Source organism: Humidesulfovibrio sp. (assembly GCF_030689645.1).
Classification (GTDB): Bacteria; Desulfobacterota; Desulfovibrionia; order Desulfovibrionales; family Desulfovibrionaceae; genus Humidesulfovibrio.
Window position 1 is genome coordinate 110126 of record NZ_JAUYFU010000024.1, and the last position, 15659, is coordinate 125784.

Below are 15659 nucleotides of genomic sequence, written 5' to 3' on the forward strand. Positions count from 1 at the left end.
CTCCAGGGCTGGCGGCGCTGACTTGCAGCTTTTCAATCCCCTGAGGTTTAGGCTTCCGCCGCTTAGGCCTTCGCGTCGTTTTCGGCGCGTTGCGCTTTGCCGCGTCCCATGGCGCTCGAAATCTTATGCTGCAGCTTGTCCAGGTACACATAGTACACAGGCGTGAAGTACAGCGTCAAAAGCTGCGAAACCAGAAGCCCGCCCACCACCGCCAGGCCCAGGGGCCTGCGCGCCTCCGCGCCTGCGCCGAAGCCCAGGGCGATGGGCAGGGTGCCCATGAGCGCCGCCATGGTGGTCATCATGATGGGCCGGAAGCGCACCAGCGCACCCTCGAAGATTGCCGTAGCCCCGTCTTTGCCCTGCACGCGCTGGGCCTCCAGGGCGAAGTCGATCATCATGATGGCGTTCTTCTTCACGATGCCGATGAGCATGATGATTCCGACAAAGCCATACAGGTTCAAGTCCAGCTGGAAGATCATGAGGGTGAGCAGTGCGCCCGCGCCAGCCGAGGGAAGGCCCGAAAGAATCGTCAGCGGGTGGATGAAGCTCTCGTAGAGGATTCCCAGCACGATGTAGATGACCACGATGGACACGATAAGGAGCAGCCACAATCCCTTGAATGAGGATTGGAAGGCTTGCGCCGTGCCCTGGAAGGTGGTGCTGAAGGTGGCGGGCAGAACCTCCCGCGCAACGGCCTGAACCTTGTCCACGGCTTCGCCCAAGGACACGCCGGGGCGCAGGTTGAAGGAGATGGTCACCGAGGGCAGCTGCCCCGAGTGGTTCACGGCCATGGGGCCGACGCTTACCTCGCGCTTCACCAGGGTGGAGAAGGGGACGAGCTTCCCGCCGGTGGCGCGCACGTACAGCATGTCCAGAGCCGAGGGGTCGCGCTGGAAGCGCGGCTCAAGCTCCATGAGCACCTTGTACGAGTTGTTGGCCGCGAAGATGGTGGACACCTCGCGCGGGCCGTAGGCGATGCCGAGGGCGTCCTCGATCTGCATGGCCGTGAGGCCCAGGGCCGAGGCCTTGTCGCGGTCAATGGCAAGATTCAGCTGCGGGTTCTTGAGTTGCAGGTCGCTGTTCACGTCCTGCAGCTCCGGCAGCTCGCGCAGGCGGGCTTCAAGAGCCTGGGAGCGCTGGAACAGGTCCGCTGTGTTGGGGCTTTGCAGGGTGAACTGGTACAGAGCCTTGGTGTAGCTGGCGCCAAGGTTGATGGGCGGCGGATTCTGCAGAAAGGTCTTGATGCCCACGACGCTCGCGAGCTTCTTGCGCAGGCTTTGCAGCACCTCGTCGGCGCTCATGTCGCGCGCGTGGCGGGGCTTCAGGCGGATGAGCAGGCGGCCTGAGTTGCCTGCCGGGTTGGGTCCGCCCGCGCCCACCAGGGACATGAAGCCCTCCACGTTGGGGTCTGCCGCGATGATGTCGGCCACGCGGTTCTGGTGCTCCAGCATGTACTCGATGGAAATGCCCTGTTCGGCCTCGGTGACGCCCACCAGTTGGCCGATGTCCTCGCTGGGGATGAACCCCTTGGGGATGTATACGAACAGGAAGCCTGTGAGCAGCAGCAGCAGCAGCGAAAAGCCCAGGGTCAGGCGGCGGTGGACCATGGTCCAGGTGAGGGTGGTGCGGTAGAGGTCGAGCATGGCCTGGAAGGCGCGCTCTGTTGCGTTGTAGAACTTCCCGTGGGCCTCCTTGGCCGCGTGGGCGCCCTGCTTAAGCATCAGGCTCGCCAGCATGGGCGTGAGCGACAGGGAAACGAAGCCGGAGATGAGGATGGCCGTCATGATGGTGACGGCGAATTCGTTGAACAGCCGCCCCACGACGCCGCCCATGAACAGCACCGGGATGAACACTGCGGCCAGTGAGATGGTCATGGACACGATGGTGAAGCCGATTTCGCCGGAGCCCTTGAGGGCCGCCTCGCGCGGGGCCATTCCGGCCTCGGTGTGGCGCACGATGTTTTCCAGCACCACGATGGCGTCGTCCACCACGAAGCCCACGGCCAGGGTGAGGGCCATGAGCGAAATGTTGTCCAGATTGAACTTGAGCTGGAGCATGACGGCAAAGGTGCCGATGACGCTCATGGGCAGGGCCAGGCTTGGGATGAACGTGGCGGAAAGGTTGCGTAGAAACAGGAAGATGACCAGCACCACCAGCACCACGGTGAGCACCAGGGTGAACTTCACGTCATCCACGCTTTCGCGGATGGATTCCGAACGGTCGATGAGGGTGTCGACCTGCACCGAGGCGGGCAGCTGGCTCACGTAGCCGGGCAAAGCCTTCTTGATGGCGTCCACCACGCCCACTGTGTTTGTGCCGGGCTGGCGCTGCACGGCGAGCACCATGGCTGGAATCTTGTTGAACCGGTTGAAGCGCTTGTTGTTCTCGGCAGAATCGATGGCCGTGCCGATGTCGGAGATGCGCACGGGCGAGCCGTTCCGCCAGGCCACAATGAGCGGCAGGTAGGACTTGGAGTCCTTGAGCTGGCCGCTGGCCTCCACCGTATACTCACGCGTGGGGCCGGCCATGGTGCCGGTGGCGATGTTCGAGTTGCCCTTGCGCACGGCCTCAGCCACCTCGTCCACGCCGATGTCGCGGGCCGAGAGCTGCTCTGGGTTCAGCTGTACGCGCACGGCGTACTTCTGCTGGCCGTAGATCATCACCTGGGCCACGCCGCTGATCATGGAGATGCGCTGGGCCAGCAGGGTCTCGGCGTACTCGTTCACCTGATACAGCGGCAGGGTGGGCGAGGACACAGCCAGGTACAGTATGGGCTGGTCCGCAGGATTCACTTTGCGCAGCACTGGCGGGGTGGGCAGGTCTGAAGGCAGGTTGCGCTGGGCCGCGGCGATGGCCGCCTGCACGTCCTGGGCTGCGGCGTCGATGTTGCGGTCCAGGCTGAACTGGAGCGTGATGCGCGTGTTGCCCAGCGTGTTGGTGGAGGTCATGGAGTCGATGCCCGCGATGTTGGAGAATTCCTTCTCCAGGGGCGTGGCGATGGACGAGGCCATGTTTTCCGGGCTTGCGCCGGGCATTGCGGCGGAAACTTGGAGGGTGGGGAAGTCCACGTTGGGCAGGTCGCTCACCGGAAGCTTGAAATAGGCCATGACGCCGAAAATGAGGATGGCCGCCATGACTAGGGTGGTCATGACCGGGCGTTCGATGAAGATGCGGGCGGGGTTCACTGCGGCTTCCCCTGGCCTGCAGCCGGGCTGCCCAGGGGACCGGACTGCCGGTCCGGCTTGGTGGCGTTGTCTGCGCCGCGGGTTGCGGCGGCCTGGGGGGGCGGCGCTGCGGCGTTTTGATGGCCGCTTGCGTCAGCGGGCTGGGCCTTGATCTCCACCAAGGAGCCGGGCACCAACATTATCTGCCCGTCCACCACAACCGTTTCGCCAGGGGCCAGGCCCTTGTCCACGATGAGCGTCTGATCGCCGCCGGGGCTGGTGGCGACCTCGCGCATCTCCACGCTCATGTCGCCCTTGACCACGAAGATGAACTGGCCGTTGACGCCGGACTGCACAGCCTGGGAAGGCACGATGACCGCGTTCAGCCGCTCGGCCAGGCGTATTCGCGCGCGCACGAACTGGCCGGGCCATAGCTGCAGGGACTTGTTGGAAAAGGTGGCCTTGAGGCGGATGGTGCCTGTGGTCTTGTCCACGTTGTTGTCGATGCTGGCGAGTTCGCCAGTGTCCAGAAGCTCGCCCTCGCCGGTTCGCGCCTCCACCGGAAGCTTGCCCAGGGCCGACTGGCGCTGGATCTCCGGCAGGTGCTTCTCCGGCACGGAGAATACGACAGAAATGGGTGTGAGCTGGTTGATGACGAGCAGCACGCGGTCATCGCCCGCCTTGCCCACGACGTTCCCTTCCTGCACCAGAACATTTCCGGCGCGGCCAGAGATGGGGGCCTTGATGACGGCGTAGCCCAGTTGCAGGCGGGCCTGCTCCACAACTGCACGGTCCAGGGCCAAGGAGGCGCGGAGGGCCTCGGCGTTGGTGCGCATCTGCTCCATCAGATCGCGGCTCACAGCGCCCTGCTCGTAGAGCGTCAGGTAGCGCCGCAGATCGTCTTCGGCCTTGACCGCCTGGGCGTGATCCTTCTGGAGCCTCGCCTGAGCCTCTTCCATGAAGGCCCGGTAGGTGCGCGGGTCGATGTGGAACAGGACCTGGTCCTTGACCACGTCCTGGCCATCGCGCACCATCTGCTTGGCTATGACGCCGCTGATCTGGGGCTTGATGGACACGGAGGCGAAGGCCTCCACGTTGCCCACGGCCTGCACGAGCACGGGCATGGTCATGGTTTTGGCCTCGGCCACCATCACCGGGATGGGGCGCTTGGCCTTGGAGTCGTTGCCGCCCGTCCTGTTGCAACCGCTCAGCGCAAGCAGCGCGAGAACTGCGAGCAGCAGAGCAAGAGCGGTCTTCGACGCAGGCACTGCGGGGCTGGGCATTTCCGGATATCCTTTGCAGCCGGGTGTTCCGGCTCTGTTGGCCTATGAACGTGTTTCGTCCGGTTTCGGCATGTTCTTCAGAGCGCTTAAGGAAAAATCCGCTATGTGTTGCGCCAGGGTCGCAATGCCTGCCTCGTCGAAGCGCATGCTGGGAATAAGCCTGCCGATGACGGAGCGCGAGCGGAAAACATACTGGCACTGACCAACCACGCTCATGGCGCAGTACTGGGTGCGCTGGTCGTCGGGCTGTGCGCCGTTCCCCAGCACCTCTGCCACGATTGAGCGCAACTGCTCCGACAGGGGCCGGATGTAGCGCTCGACTATGTGGTCCAAGGCCTCTGTGGGCTCTTGCAATTCTCTCGCCATGAGCTTGCCGCACCATGCGAAACGCTCGCCGCCGAGCATGCGCAGCAGGAACGAGTGGATGAAGGCGTAGAGGCGCTGCTCGCCGCTGGCTTCTGGACCAAGGTTCATGTGTGGGGGATAGCGCTTGAGCCCGGCCTCGAAGGCTTCGACCAGGAGCGACTTGTACAGGCCAGCCTTGTCGCCGAAGTGATAATGAACCGCCGCCACGTTGGCATTGGCGTGGCGGCAAATTTCTCTTACGGTCGCGGCCTTGAAGCCTTTTTCCGAAAAGATTTCGCCAGCTGCGTCCATGAGCCTGCGCTTTGTGTCGGTCAACTCAACCTGTTGCATGCTATCCTCCTGATCCGGTCTTGAAACGTCAGATTAAAACGCTTGATTGAAAGAGTCAAATGGAATACGGAAGCGCTTCTTGAAATGCACAGGGAGTTGTATGCGGAACAACGGGCAGACATCGGCGGCGGGAGACTGGCGGGCATTCAGCGTGGCGGCCTCAGGCACCTTCATGGCCACCCTCGACGCCGGCATCGTCAATACTGCGCTGCCCACCATCGCCCTCGGATTCGGTGCGAGCCTGGCCCAGGCGCAATGGATCGTGGCCGGGTACTTTCTGGTCATCTCCTGTTTGCTGCCTTTGTTTGGCCGCATGGGCGACATGTATGGCCGCCGCCGCCTCTATTCCATCGGGTTCATCGTCTTCACCGCCGCCTCTCTTTTTTGCGGCTCCTCGCCGACGCTTTGGGCGCTCATAGCTGCGCGCGTGGGCCAGGGCGTTGGCGCGGCCATGCTCATGGCCAACGGCCCCGGCATCATCATGGCCGCCTTTCCAGGCCCCACGCGTGGCCGGGCCCTCGGCCTCACCGGCATGACCGTCGCCCTTGGGTCGCTGGCCGGGCCAGGCCTTGGCGGCCTGCTCATTCAGGGCTTCGGCTGGCGCAGCGTGTTCTACCTTAATATTCCCATCGGACTGCTGGGCCTGTTTCTGGCGCGGCGCTTCCTTCCCCCGCAGGAACGCCTGCGCGACGAAACCCTGGATCTTGGCGGCGCAGTGCTCTTCGCTCTGGGCATGACCGGTTTGCTGCTTGCCATGAGCCACGGGCATGACTGGGGCTGGACCTCGCCTCCGGTGCTTGCCGGGCTGTGCGTCGCCCTGGTGGCCTTCCCCGGCTTTGCGGCCTGGGAGCGGCGCTGCCAGCATCCCATGCTGGACCTTTCGCTCTTCCGCATCTGGCCTTTTTTTTCCGGCAACGTGGTGGCGTTTCTTGCCTTTTTGAGCATGTTCACCAACGCCATTCTCCTGCCTTTCTACCTGCACGGTCAGCAGGGGCTGGAGCCCTACGCCACGGGGCTGGTGCTCTCGTCTCTGCCGCTGACCATGGCCGTGATCGCTCCGATGAGCGGGTATCTCTCCGAGCGCGTCAACTTCGCAACCCTCACGTCCATTGGCCTTGGCATAATGAGCTGCGGCCTGCTGCTGCTTTCGTCTCTGGCCTCTGATTCGCCCCTGTGGCGGGTGTATCTGGGGCAGGTTGTGCTGGGGATGGGCGTGGGCATGTTCATGTCGCCCAACAACAACAGCGTGCTCTCCAGCGCCCCGCAGGACAAGGTGGGCCTTGTGGGCGGCGTGCTGGCCCTGGTGCGGAACGTGGGCATGGTTTCCGGCATCGCCGTGGCCATCACCGTGTTCGAGGGCTTCCAGGGCATGGGCTTGCGCGCTGGTGAGACTGCTGACGCGGCCTTCATGACCGGCTTCCATGCGGCGCTGACCGCAGGCGCCATCCTTGCTGCGGGCGCAGGATGTCTGTCGCTGTTCCGGCGCAGGCTTTTCAGCGCTAAGCCTGCCCAGGTTCACTGCGTGGTCAAAAAGGACGCCTGATCGAACATTCCGCTGCACGTTCCGCCTTCAGGCGGGACGTGGGCGCGCCTCATATTCCCCATTGATTTGCCCTGCCATTTTGCTACTGTGCGTAGTGTCCTTTCCCCGGACCTTCCGGGGCACGCGATGCACACGAGGCTGGCGCCATGTTCAAACCATCACTTCCTGATTTCATGCGCCGCGGCACCTTCAAGCTCGCGGTCGCCATCGTGACGCTCCTCACCCTGAGTTCCACCGGAATTTATCTGCTGGAAGCTCGCACCGTTGTGCCCGGCCTGTTTGAGGCTTTGTGGTGGAGCGTGGTGACGCTGACCACTGTGGGCTATGGCGACATCGTGCCCGCCAGCACCAGCGGCAAGGTGCTGGGGCTCATGGTCATGGCTGGCGGCATTGGCCTTGTCTCCACCCTCACCGGAAACCTGGCCTCGCTCCTTGTTGAGCGCAAGGCCAAGAAACGCAAGGGGTTACTTGAAGTGAAGCAGAGCGGGCACGTCATCATTCTTGGCTGGAATTCCTCGGTGCCGGGCCTGGTGCGGGGCCTGTGCGACAACGGCCTTGTGGACGGCGGGGGGCTGGTGCTCGTCACCGATCTGCCAGAGGAGCGTCGCGAGGAGATCGCCTTCCAGCTGGACCTGGGCGCGCGTTTGTCCTTCGTGTACGGCAAGATCGCCCAGGAGAACGTGGTGCACAAGTCCAGGCCGGACAACGCCTCGCTGGTGTATATCCTGCGCCAGGACAACATGCCGCCCCACGAGTCGGACCAGCAAAGCATATACGCCGCCCTCACCGTGCGCGGCATGGCGCCCAAGGTTCCCATATATGCCGAGGCGGCCCAGCCTGATAACCGCGTGCATCTCTTGCGCGCCGGGGTGACGGAGCTCATCGACAGGGGAGAGATTTCCAGCGGCGTGCTGGCCCTTTTGGGCGCTGCCCCGCCCGCCTGGAGCCTGCTGCAGGCCATGCTGGGCCTGCATGGCCGACCGGGCATCGCGCTGCGGCCCTTGACGCCGGAGGAGCAGGCCGACACCTGGGGCGAACTGGTGCGCCGCCTGCGCAAGCACGACGGCTGCCTGCCTCTGGCCCTGTGCCAGACCGCGCGCAGTCTTGCCCTGGAGGATATTCTGGACACGGGCTCGGCCCTTGACCAGTTCATCTTGGAGCTGTTCCAGTCCCATGGCCGGGAGACCAAGCTCGGCAACAAGGAGGCCGCTGTTCTGGTCAACCCGCAGGACGAACAGGCCCTGGCGGCCTTTGACGGGGTGCTGGTGCTGCGCGCTGGCGTGGGACCTGGCGGGGGGGAAGCTCAATGAACGGGCTCGATTTCTCGTGCATCCCGGTGTTTCAGGACTTGAGCCCGGAGGAACTCGGCAAGGTTCAGGTCATCTTCCGCGAGGAGGCGCGGCCTTCTGGCAGCGTCATCATGGCCGAGGGCCAGGTGGGCGATGAGATGTTCATCCTGGTGCGCGGGCAGGTGCAGATTTCCAAGGCCATGCTGCTTGAGGGAATGAGCGTGCCGCTTTTGAACATGGAGTCGCCGCGCAAGGTGCTGGCCACCTTGAAGCACGACGCCCACCCTGTGCTGGGCGAACTGGCCCTCATCGACGCCGACCTGCGTTCCGCAACTGTGCGCGCAGTGACGGACTGTCTGTTTTTGATCACCAGCCGGGAGCTGTTTTTCGGTCTGGCGCAGCGCGAGCCCGAGATCGGCGTGAAGCTTCTGCTCACCCTTGGCCGACGCATGGCCAGCACTATCCGCCGCTCCAACTCCGAGGTGGTGAAGCTCACCACGGCCTTGGCCCTCTCGTTGCGAAAGGGCATCTGAATTCCGGCAACACGTTTTAGAAAATAGAAGGGCCGCCCCAAGTCGGAACGGCCCTTTTCGCGTCGGCAAATCCAGGGATTAGTATTCCATGTCCGCTTCGCTCTTGATGGGGCCGCTGAAGGTCTTGATGGCCCAGATCTGGTAGGCGATGACCAAGGGAATGAAGACCAGGGTCACGCCGAGCATGATCTTGAGGGTAAGGGCGCTGGAGGCGGAATTGTGGATGGTCAGGCTCCAGGCCGGGTTCAGGCTGGAGATGAGGATGGCCGGGAACAGGCCCACCACGCCGAACATGACCACTCCGGCGATGAATACGGCGGAACCGGCCCAGGCCTTCCACAGCTTGCCCGCGCCCAGGTACAGCCGCGCGGCCACAAGGCCCGACACTGCGGCGATGAGGATCAGGAACAGGTGCGGGTTCTTCATATAGTTGCCGAAGAGCTGCGTATGCACGTAAGTGTAGGCCAAAAACGCCACCACCAGGATCAGCACCGCAGGCCACAGCTTGCACGCCGTGGCCGCCGCGCGGGTCTTGAGGTCGCCGGTGGCGCGGATGGCCAGCCACAGGGCCCCGTGCATGGCGAACATGACCACGAAGAGCACGCCGCCGAGCAGGCCATAGGGGTTCAGCAGATCGACGATGCCGCCCTGGTTCACATGCTGTTCATCCAGCGGCAGGCCGTGGAACATGTTTGCGAAGGCAACGCCCAGCAGCAGGGCGGGCAGGAAGCTGCCAACTGTGTGGCAGGCGTCCCACAGGCTGCGCCAGGATATGCTGTCCACCTTGTTGCGGAACTCGTAGGACACGCCGCGCACGATGAGCGCGAAGAGCAGCATCATCAGGGCGGTGTAAAGCCCGCTGAACATGGTGGCGTAGGCCAGGGGGAAGGCCGCGAAGGTCACGCCGCCAGCCGCGATGAGCCACACTTCATTGCCGTCCCAGAATGGGCCGCCGGCGTTGTAGATGCTGCGTTTTTCGAACTCATCCCTGGCCAGGAACGGCATCAGCGTGCCCATGCCCAGGTCGAAGCCGTCGAGGACGAAGTACATGGCCCAGAGCACTCCCCAGAGTACAAACCAGATGGTCTCAAGCATTTCCGACTCCTTGGTGTCGTTTGGGTTCCGGGCCTAAGCGTCCTGGGGGCCCTTGCGGGCGGCGGTGACCATAAGGAAGGCCCCGGCCGCGCCGAGCAGGGTGTACAGAAGCAACATAGCCACAAGAGAACCGCCCGCCTGCGCGACAGTGATGGGCGAGACTGCGTCTGCCGTGCGCATGAGGCCATAGACGATCCAGGGCTGGCGGCCCACCTCGGCCACGACCCAGCCCGCCTGCATTCCCAGGTAGGGCAGTGGAATGGCGAAGATGAGCGCCTTGAGATAAAGAGGATAGCTGGCAAGGGTGTCGCGCTTCAACAGGCCGAAGAGCATCAAGAGCGGCATGAGGGTGCCGATGCCCACCATGAGGCGGAAAGCGATGAAGGTGATGCCCACGGGCGGACGGTCGGCAGCGGGGTAATCCTTGAGCCCCTTCACCTCGGCGTCGGGATCATTGTAGGCGAGGATGCTCAGCAGGGAGGGGACTGGCAGGGCCTGCACCAGATTCTTCTCACCCTTTTCGTCTGGAATCTGCAGCAGGTACATGGGCGCATTCCTGGTCGTTTCCCAGTGGGCTTCCATAGCCGCAAGCTTGACGGGCTGAAGCTTGGCCACAAGGTTGCCGTGCGCGTGCCCCTGGATCGCGACGATGGCCGTGGACGCCAGGCCTATTGAAAGGGCCAGTTTCATGGACTTGGTGAAGAACTCCACGTTCTGCTTGCGCAGAAGGTGCCAGGCGCTGATGCCGGCCACGAAAAAGGCGGCCACGCAGAAGGACGCTGACACCACGTGGACGAACTGGTTCCATGCCCATGGGTTGCTGATGACTGCCACGAAATCCGTCAACTCAGCACGCCCGTTTCTGATCTCATAACCCAGGGGGTTCTGCATGAAGCCGTTGGCGATGAGGATCCAGATGGCGGAAAGATTGCCCGCCCCGGCCACCAGCCATGCGCTTGCCGCGTGGGCCTTGGGGGAGAGCTTGTCCCAGCCGAAGTGCCACACGCCTATGAAGGTGGACTCCAGGAAAAATGCCGCCGTGGCCTCGATCGCCAGCAGCGAGCCGAAAATGTCGCCCACGTATGCTGAATAACGCGACCAGTTGGTGCCGAACTGGAACTCCAGGGTGATTCCGGTGACCACGCCAAGGGTGAAATTTATGAGGAACAACTTTCCCCAGAATTTCGCCATGCGTTTGTACACCGGCTTGCCTGTGCGGACGTAGGCAGTCTCCATGCAGGCGATCATCACGGAAATGCCTAACGTCAGCGGCACGAACAGAAAGTGAAACATGGTTGCGGCAGCGAACTGAAGCCGCGAAAGCATGAGTACGTCCATGACCCCCCCCTAAGGATTACTATTCTAAACAGGAAAGGCTACTGATAGTGATTTATGGCTGTGAGTGCAATACTTTTCTTTTAACACTGAGCTGTTTCTTTGCAAGAAAATTAGAGTGCTGACGATTGCGCCGGTTTTGCAAGTCGCGTATTTGTGAGCAAATTGTGGAGGTGGACCATGGGCTATGGCAAATGGGATCCGTGGGGCGGTTTGGATGAAGTCAGGAGTCACCTGGAGCGGTTGGCGGGCGAGGACCGCACAAGACTGACCCCAGAATCCTGCGGGTATGTCTGGGCCCCCCCGGCGGATATGCTTGAAACGTCACAGTCCGTCATCGTCCAGGTGGAGTTGCCCGGCATCACAGCCGATCAGGTTTTGGTTGAGATCGTTGACGGAGACCTCCTGGTGCGGGGCGAACGCCCATGCCAAAGACCTGCTGGGGCTGATGAGCCGGAGCCGACCCATCATCTTATTGAGCGCGCTCATGGAATTTTTGCCCGGCGGTTCCCGTTGCCCCCAGGTGTTGCTGCTGATGGGATCACGGCACGTCTGAAGGATGGTTTGTTGACCATTGTTGTTCCAAAAAGGCGCGCTAAGGCGCCTTACAGGTTTAGCCTTGTTGTAGAATAGCCTGTCGATTCCCTTCTCGCCGCGTCAACGCAACGCCGGTTTCTGCTCTAAGGTTGCCGCGCTTGTGTTGGTATTACCCGTCACCAGTGACCCGTCTGGAAAAACTCCTGTTTATTGTATTTTCATGCAAACCACTAAAATGGTTAAGTTTATTTTGTGGGTATGCGTATTGCGTGTGGGAACATTGTCCATGGGGCTGCAATGGGCTTTATCCGATTACGTAAGCACTACGGCGGTTCGCCAGGAGCCGCTATCAAACACGCCTATGTTTCACAGGAGAAATCAATTGCGTGAAAACTCAAAAGAGAGGAATAGCGCTAAAAATTGCAATAATCGTTGATTTGAAGATCTTACTATGTTGAAAATATTTTGCACAAGAAGTTGATCTCTGAAGACCTCTTGCCCGGAACCCCCGTTTTTCGGGGCTTCCCGATTCTCAAACTTTGAGGCAGGACGTCGCCGTTTTGTGATGAATACAGTTATTCCGGGTGTTTGTATTGTAGAGAACGCCTCTGCATTGCGAGGCTGTTCTGACAGCTGGCGGGATTGTTTGAAATGAACCCGGAGCGTAGACCTGCATCCATGAACGCGGACCTCTGGCAAAAATTGCTCCTCATGCTCGAAAATCGACTGGAACAGGGGCTGTACACCCTCTGGATCAGGCCATTGACCGCCCGTTTCGAGGGAAACAGCCTCGAACTTCAGGCCCCCAATGAATTTGTCGCCACTTGGGTGCGGGAGCGCCTGTTGGATGTCGTGCGAGAGGCTGCGCAGGAGCTGACCGGAAGGCGGGTCGATCTTACCGTGGCGGTGCGCAAGCCTGTCGCCGTGGCTGAGTCTGCTTCTCCGGTGCCTCAGATGAAGGCTTCCCCAGCCCTTGCATTGCCGCTGGACTACAAGCCCCGTCCCATTGCCGATACCCGCTGGCGCTTCAGTTTTGACGACTTCGTTGTCGGGCCCAGCAATGAGCTCGCCTGCGCCGCCTCCAAGGGTATGTGCAATGACGCCTTGGCAGCTGACCACCTGTTCCTTTCCGCCGGGCCCGGCCTCGGCAAGACGCATCTGCTGCATGCAATCGGTCGGCAACTGGCTGCCAGAAGCAACCGCAGCCGTCTGTCCATCGCCTGCCTTTCAGCTGAGGAGTTCGCCACCCGCCTGGTGCTGGCCATCAAGGCGCGCGAGGCCGCCCGCTTCAAGTCCGAGTTTCGTGATTCTGTGGACGTGCTCCTGCTTGAGGATATCCACTTCTTCCAGGGCAAGGGCAAGTTGCAGGATGAGCTGCTCATGACCCTGAAGGCCTTGCAGACCCGCGGCTGCAAGGTGGTCCTCACCAGTTCGTTTTTGCCCCGCGAACTCGATCAGGTTGACCCGCAGCTTGTGTCATGCTTCGCCTCCGGCTTCCTGGCCCTCATGGACGCCCCGGATTTCGCCACGCGTGAGGAAATCGTCCGCCGCAAGGCGCGCAGCCTTCAGGTCCAGGTGCCGGATGACGTCACCGGGCTTTTGGCCGAGCGCCTCACCACGGATATCCGCCAGTTGGAGAGCTGCCTGAACAATCTGGTGCTCAAGGCCAGGCTTCTGGGCCAGCAGATCACCACGGAGCTGGCCTGGCAGGTGCTGGAGAACTACGCGGCGCAGCCTACCAGCCCGGACGTTGAGCGCATCGTCACCTTTGTTTGCAAGAGTTACGGCATTGAAGAGCTTGAGCTCAAGTCCAAGAGCCGCAGCCAGCAGACTGTTCTGGCCCGCAACACGGCCTTCTACCTGTGCCGGAAACACACGGGCATGTCCCTTTCGGCCATTGGCGACCGCCTGTGCCGGAAGCACTCCACAGTGCTCAAAGGCATCATCAACGTGGAGCGTGAAATCAACCATCAGACTCCCCTCGGGCGCCAGCTTTCCAGCACCATAGGCCGCCTGTCCTGCTAAGACTTTCGAACTGAAGAGAACGCCCGCAAGGGGCGAGATGCACCGGCGCGCGCCGGGTCGGCCCCGCTCCAGGACAACCTGGAAGGGGGGAGGAAGCCGGCCCGGCGCTCTGTCGTTGCTGCCGTTGGTGATATTGCTGTGCTGTTGCGCCCATGCGGGGCACGGTCCGCAAGGCAGTGCCGGGCGGCGTGCGCACGGGGGGAGCGCATTGGATCGCGCCCGGCTGGCGGAATTCAGGAAATGGTGCGGCTGCCGCGTGAGAGGATGGCCTGGGCTTCGGATTCCGAGAGCCCGCGCCCGGCGGCGATGGCTGCGAGATTGTCCTCGGCGTCTGATGCGCGCAGGTATACAGGAGTCAGCGGTCCGTGGCCGAAAGAGGCCTGCGCAGCCAGTGTGAGCAGGGTCTGGGGCCTGGGCGCGTCCCAGTCCTGCGGCAGCAGGCGCAGGCTGGAATCGTTTGCGGCCAGGGGCTCAAAGGCGGCCAGGTTGCGGCGCAGTCCGCCTCCCAGCACGCTCAAGGGGCGGGGCAGGGTGGCCAGAAATTCAGGCAGTTCGGCAATGAGCACCACCTGCGGCGGGGTCAGGGCCGCCCCGGCCTGAAACGCCTGGGCATAGACTTGCCCACGGCGCGACCAAGAAAGGGCCAGCACAGCGCCTGTTGCGGCCTGGGTCGCCTCGTGTCCCAGCAGGGCCAGGTGGTCGAGGCCGGCAAGCTGCGCGCTGCCGCCTTGCCCGCCAGCAAGTCCTGCGGCCAGCCCTTCGGCCAGGGTCAGAGACATGCGCAGGCCCGTGAAGCTGCCTGGCCCATGCACGCAGGCGATGCGCCGGATGTTCCGGGAGTGAAGGCCCAGGTTGTCCAGCATATGCCGGATGCCAGGGGCCAGGAAACGCACGGCCTGCCCTGGCACCATCCATTCCTGTGCTGCCAGGAATTCAACATCCGCAGAAGCTTCGACATCCGGCAGGCGACCCAGGGCCACTTGCAGGCGCTCGTCGGCCCCGTTGATGGCCAGCAGCAGGCCCGGCTGATTATTTGAACAGTCGGCGCAGATCATTGTAGGTCGCAAAGAGCATCAGCGCCGCCAGCATGGCGATGCCCACGCGCATCGCCGCAGCGCGGGCGCGCACGCTCAAGGGCTTGCGGGTGGCGGCCTCGATTCCGAAGATAACCAGGTGCCCGCCGTCGAGCACCGGAATCGGCAGCAGGTTCACGAAGCCGAGGTTTGCTGAAAGCGCCGCCGCCAGGGCCAAAAGGCCGACAATGCCTTCCTCGGCCTCGCGGTTGATGAGCTGGGCGATGAGGATCGGCCCGCCGATGGAGTCCGCCGGAACCACGCGTTCGATCATCTTGACCAGGGCCGTGACCATGTTCACGATGGCTCGCCAGGTCTCCTTGCCCGAGAGCTTGAAACTCTCCGCGCCGGAAAGCTCCAGCGTGATGATTTCCTTGGCGGCCACGATTCCAAGCATGGGGGCGCGGACGCTTTCGCCGAAAATATTCTTGCGTTCGCGCAGCTCAGGAATCACGTTGATTGTCAGGCGGTCTTTGCCGCGCTTGAGCTCCATGCGCAGGGGGTTTCCTTCGGAGCCTTGCACCAGGTCGGTGAGGTCTTCCCAGAAGGTGATGGAGCGCCCATTCACCGTAAGCACGGAGTCGCCTGGCTGGAAGCCCGCGCGCTGGGCCGGGCTCTCTGGCAGAATCTGGCCGATGGTTGGGGCCAAGCCCATCTGCCCCTGGGTGGCGAAGAGCACCCAGTAGATGCCCCAGGCCAGCAGGAAGTTGAACACAGGGCCGGCTGCAACCACGCACATGCGCTGCCACACGGGGCGCAGGTTAAAGAGCAGGGGCTTGGGGATCGCAGGCTCTTCTTCCTGGTCCGGCGACTCGCCCGCCAGCATGACATAGCCGCCCAAAGGCACGGCGCACAGGCGATACTCGGTCATGCCCGACTTGAAGCTGAATATTTTAGGACCAAAGCCCAGAGCGAAGGCCTTGACCCCAATGCCGAACAATCGGGCCACGAGAAAGTGCCCAAGTTCATGGAAGAAAATCAGTCCGCCAAGGACCAGGACAACGGCGATAGCACCCACAAAAGCTCCTTCACGCGCCCGTTCGGGGGCGTGTGCCTAGTTTACTCCATCTTTTTAAAATAAGCAGC

General features: G+C 62.5%; 13 protein-coding genes. 5 read left to right on the forward strand and 8 right to left on the reverse strand.

The window, feature by feature from the left end; genetic code table 11:
* Window positions 1–62: 62 nt before the first annotated feature.
* The 4 genes from Q8O35_RS03875 to Q8O35_RS03890 are packed head-to-tail and all read right to left on the reverse strand — an operon-like array spanning window position 63 to window position 5317.
* Window positions 63–3185: an efflux RND transporter permease subunit gene (locus Q8O35_RS03875; protein ID WP_305570797.1), complete on the reverse strand. Its 3123-nt coding sequence runs from the start codon at window positions 3183–3185 to the stop codon at window positions 63–65.
* On the reverse strand, window positions 3182–4447 hold the full coding sequence (locus Q8O35_RS03880) for an efflux RND transporter periplasmic adaptor subunit (protein WP_305570799.1): 1266 nt from the start codon (window positions 4445–4447) through the stop codon (window positions 3182–3184). The genes Q8O35_RS03875 and Q8O35_RS03880 overlap by 4 nt, the downstream gene beginning before the upstream one ends.
* A gap of 42 nt (window positions 4448–4489) precedes the next feature.
* A complete protein-coding gene (locus Q8O35_RS03885) occupies window positions 4490–5143 on the reverse strand; it encodes a CerR family C-terminal domain-containing protein (RefSeq protein WP_305570801.1) in 654 nt (217 codons plus the stop codon).
* 33 nt (window positions 5144–5176) lie between these two features.
* Complete coding sequence (locus tag Q8O35_RS03890; protein WP_305570804.1) at window positions 5177–5317, reverse strand: hypothetical protein; 141 nt, start codon at window positions 5315–5317, stop codon at window positions 5177–5179.
* Here Q8O35_RS03890 and Q8O35_RS03895 point away from each other — a divergent pair.
* The 3 genes from Q8O35_RS03895 to Q8O35_RS03905 all read left to right on the forward strand — a co-directional run bounded on the left by Q8O35_RS03895 (window position 5316) and on the right by Q8O35_RS03905 (window position 8508).
* On the forward strand, window positions 5316–6686 hold the full coding sequence (locus tag Q8O35_RS03895; RefSeq protein ID WP_305570806.1) for an MFS transporter: 1371 nt from the start codon (window positions 5316–5318) through the stop codon (window positions 6684–6686). The genes Q8O35_RS03890 and Q8O35_RS03895 overlap by 2 nt on opposite strands.
* 146 nt (window positions 6687–6832) lie before the next feature.
* Window positions 6833–7996 (forward strand): potassium channel family protein, encoded by a 1164-nt coding sequence (locus Q8O35_RS03900; protein WP_305570808.1) that lies wholly within the window; start codon window positions 6833–6835, stop codon window positions 7994–7996.
* A complete protein-coding gene (locus tag Q8O35_RS03905) occupies window positions 7993–8508 on the forward strand; it encodes a cyclic nucleotide-binding domain-containing protein (RefSeq protein ID WP_305570810.1) in 516 nt (171 codons plus the stop codon). Before Q8O35_RS03900 ends, Q8O35_RS03905 begins: the two co-directional genes overlap by 4 nt.
* Window positions 8509–8586: 78 nt before the next feature.
* Here the strand turns inward: Q8O35_RS03905 and cydB are convergent, their stop codons facing one another.
* Complete coding sequence (gene cydB, locus Q8O35_RS03910; RefSeq protein WP_305570812.1) at window positions 8587–9603, reverse strand: cytochrome d ubiquinol oxidase subunit II; 1017 nt, start codon at window positions 9601–9603, stop codon at window positions 8587–8589.
* 33 nt (window positions 9604–9636) lie between these two features.
* Window positions 9637–10941: a cytochrome ubiquinol oxidase subunit I gene (locus Q8O35_RS03915; RefSeq protein WP_305570814.1), complete on the reverse strand. Its 1305-nt coding sequence runs from the start codon at window positions 10939–10941 to the stop codon at window positions 9637–9639.
* A gap of 177 nt (window positions 10942–11118) precedes the next feature.
* Here Q8O35_RS03915 and Q8O35_RS03920 point away from each other — a divergent pair, with 177 nt between their 5' ends.
* Window positions 11119–11571 carry an Hsp20/alpha crystallin family protein gene (locus tag Q8O35_RS03920; protein WP_305570816.1) on the forward strand — a complete coding sequence of 151 codons (453 nt, stop codon included), beginning with the start codon at window positions 11119–11121 and terminating at the stop codon, window positions 11569–11571.
* 582 nt (window positions 11572–12153) lie between these two features.
* Window positions 12154–13500 (forward strand): DnaA ATPase domain-containing protein, encoded by a 1347-nt coding sequence (locus Q8O35_RS03925; RefSeq protein ID WP_305570818.1) that lies wholly within the window; start codon window positions 12154–12156, stop codon window positions 13498–13500.
* A 233-nt stretch (window positions 13501–13733) separates the two neighbouring features.
* On the opposite strand, the gene tsaB is transcribed toward Q8O35_RS03925, so the two are convergent.
* Window positions 13734–14555: a tRNA (adenosine(37)-N6)-threonylcarbamoyltransferase complex dimerization subunit type 1 TsaB gene (tsaB, locus tag Q8O35_RS03930; RefSeq protein WP_305570820.1), complete on the reverse strand. Its 822-nt coding sequence runs from the start codon at window positions 14553–14555 to the stop codon at window positions 13734–13736.
* Entirely contained in the window at window positions 14530–15591 is a 1062-nt protein-coding gene (rseP, locus tag Q8O35_RS03935; protein WP_305570822.1) for an RIP metalloprotease RseP, read from the reverse strand. The genes tsaB and rseP overlap by 26 nt, the downstream gene beginning before the upstream one ends.
* Window positions 15592–15659 lie beyond the last annotated feature (68 nt).

Coding starts and splice junctions, on each gene's coding strand:
- Q8O35_RS03895 (WP_305570806.1), top strand. CDS start 5,316: ATGGCCACCCTCGACGCCGGCATCGTCAATACTGCGCTGCCCACCATC.
- Q8O35_RS03885 (WP_305570801.1), bottom strand. CDS start 5,143: ATGCAACAGGTTGAGTTGACCGACACAAAGCGCAGGCTCATGGACGCA.
- Q8O35_RS03925 (WP_305570818.1), top strand. CDS start 12,154: ATGAACGCGGACCTCTGGCAAAAATTGCTCCTCATGCTCGAAAATCGA.
- Q8O35_RS03920 (WP_305570816.1), top strand. CDS start 11,119: ATGGGCTATGGCAAATGGGATCCGTGGGGCGGTTTGGATGAAGTCAGG.
- Q8O35_RS03915 (WP_305570814.1), bottom strand. CDS start 10,941: ATGGACGTACTCATGCTTTCGCGGCTTCAGTTCGCTGCCGCAACCATG.
- cydB (WP_305570812.1), bottom strand. CDS start 9,603: ATGCTTGAGACCATCTGGTTTGTACTCTGGGGAGTGCTCTGGGCCATG.
- Q8O35_RS03905 (WP_305570810.1), top strand. CDS start 7,993: ATGAACGGGCTCGATTTCTCGTGCATCCCGGTGTTTCAGGACTTGAGC.
- Q8O35_RS03890 (WP_305570804.1), bottom strand. CDS start 5,317: ATGAAGGTGCCTGAGGCCGCCACGCTGAATGCCCGCCAGTCTCCCGCC.
- tsaB (WP_305570820.1), bottom strand. CDS start 14,555: ATGATCTGCGCCGACTGTTCAAATAATCAGCCGGGCCTGCTGCTGGCC.
- Q8O35_RS03900 (WP_305570808.1), top strand. CDS start 6,833: ATGTTCAAACCATCACTTCCTGATTTCATGCGCCGCGGCACCTTCAAG.
- Q8O35_RS03880 (WP_305570799.1), bottom strand. CDS start 4,447: ATGCCCAGCCCCGCAGTGCCTGCGTCGAAGACCGCTCTTGCTCTGCTG.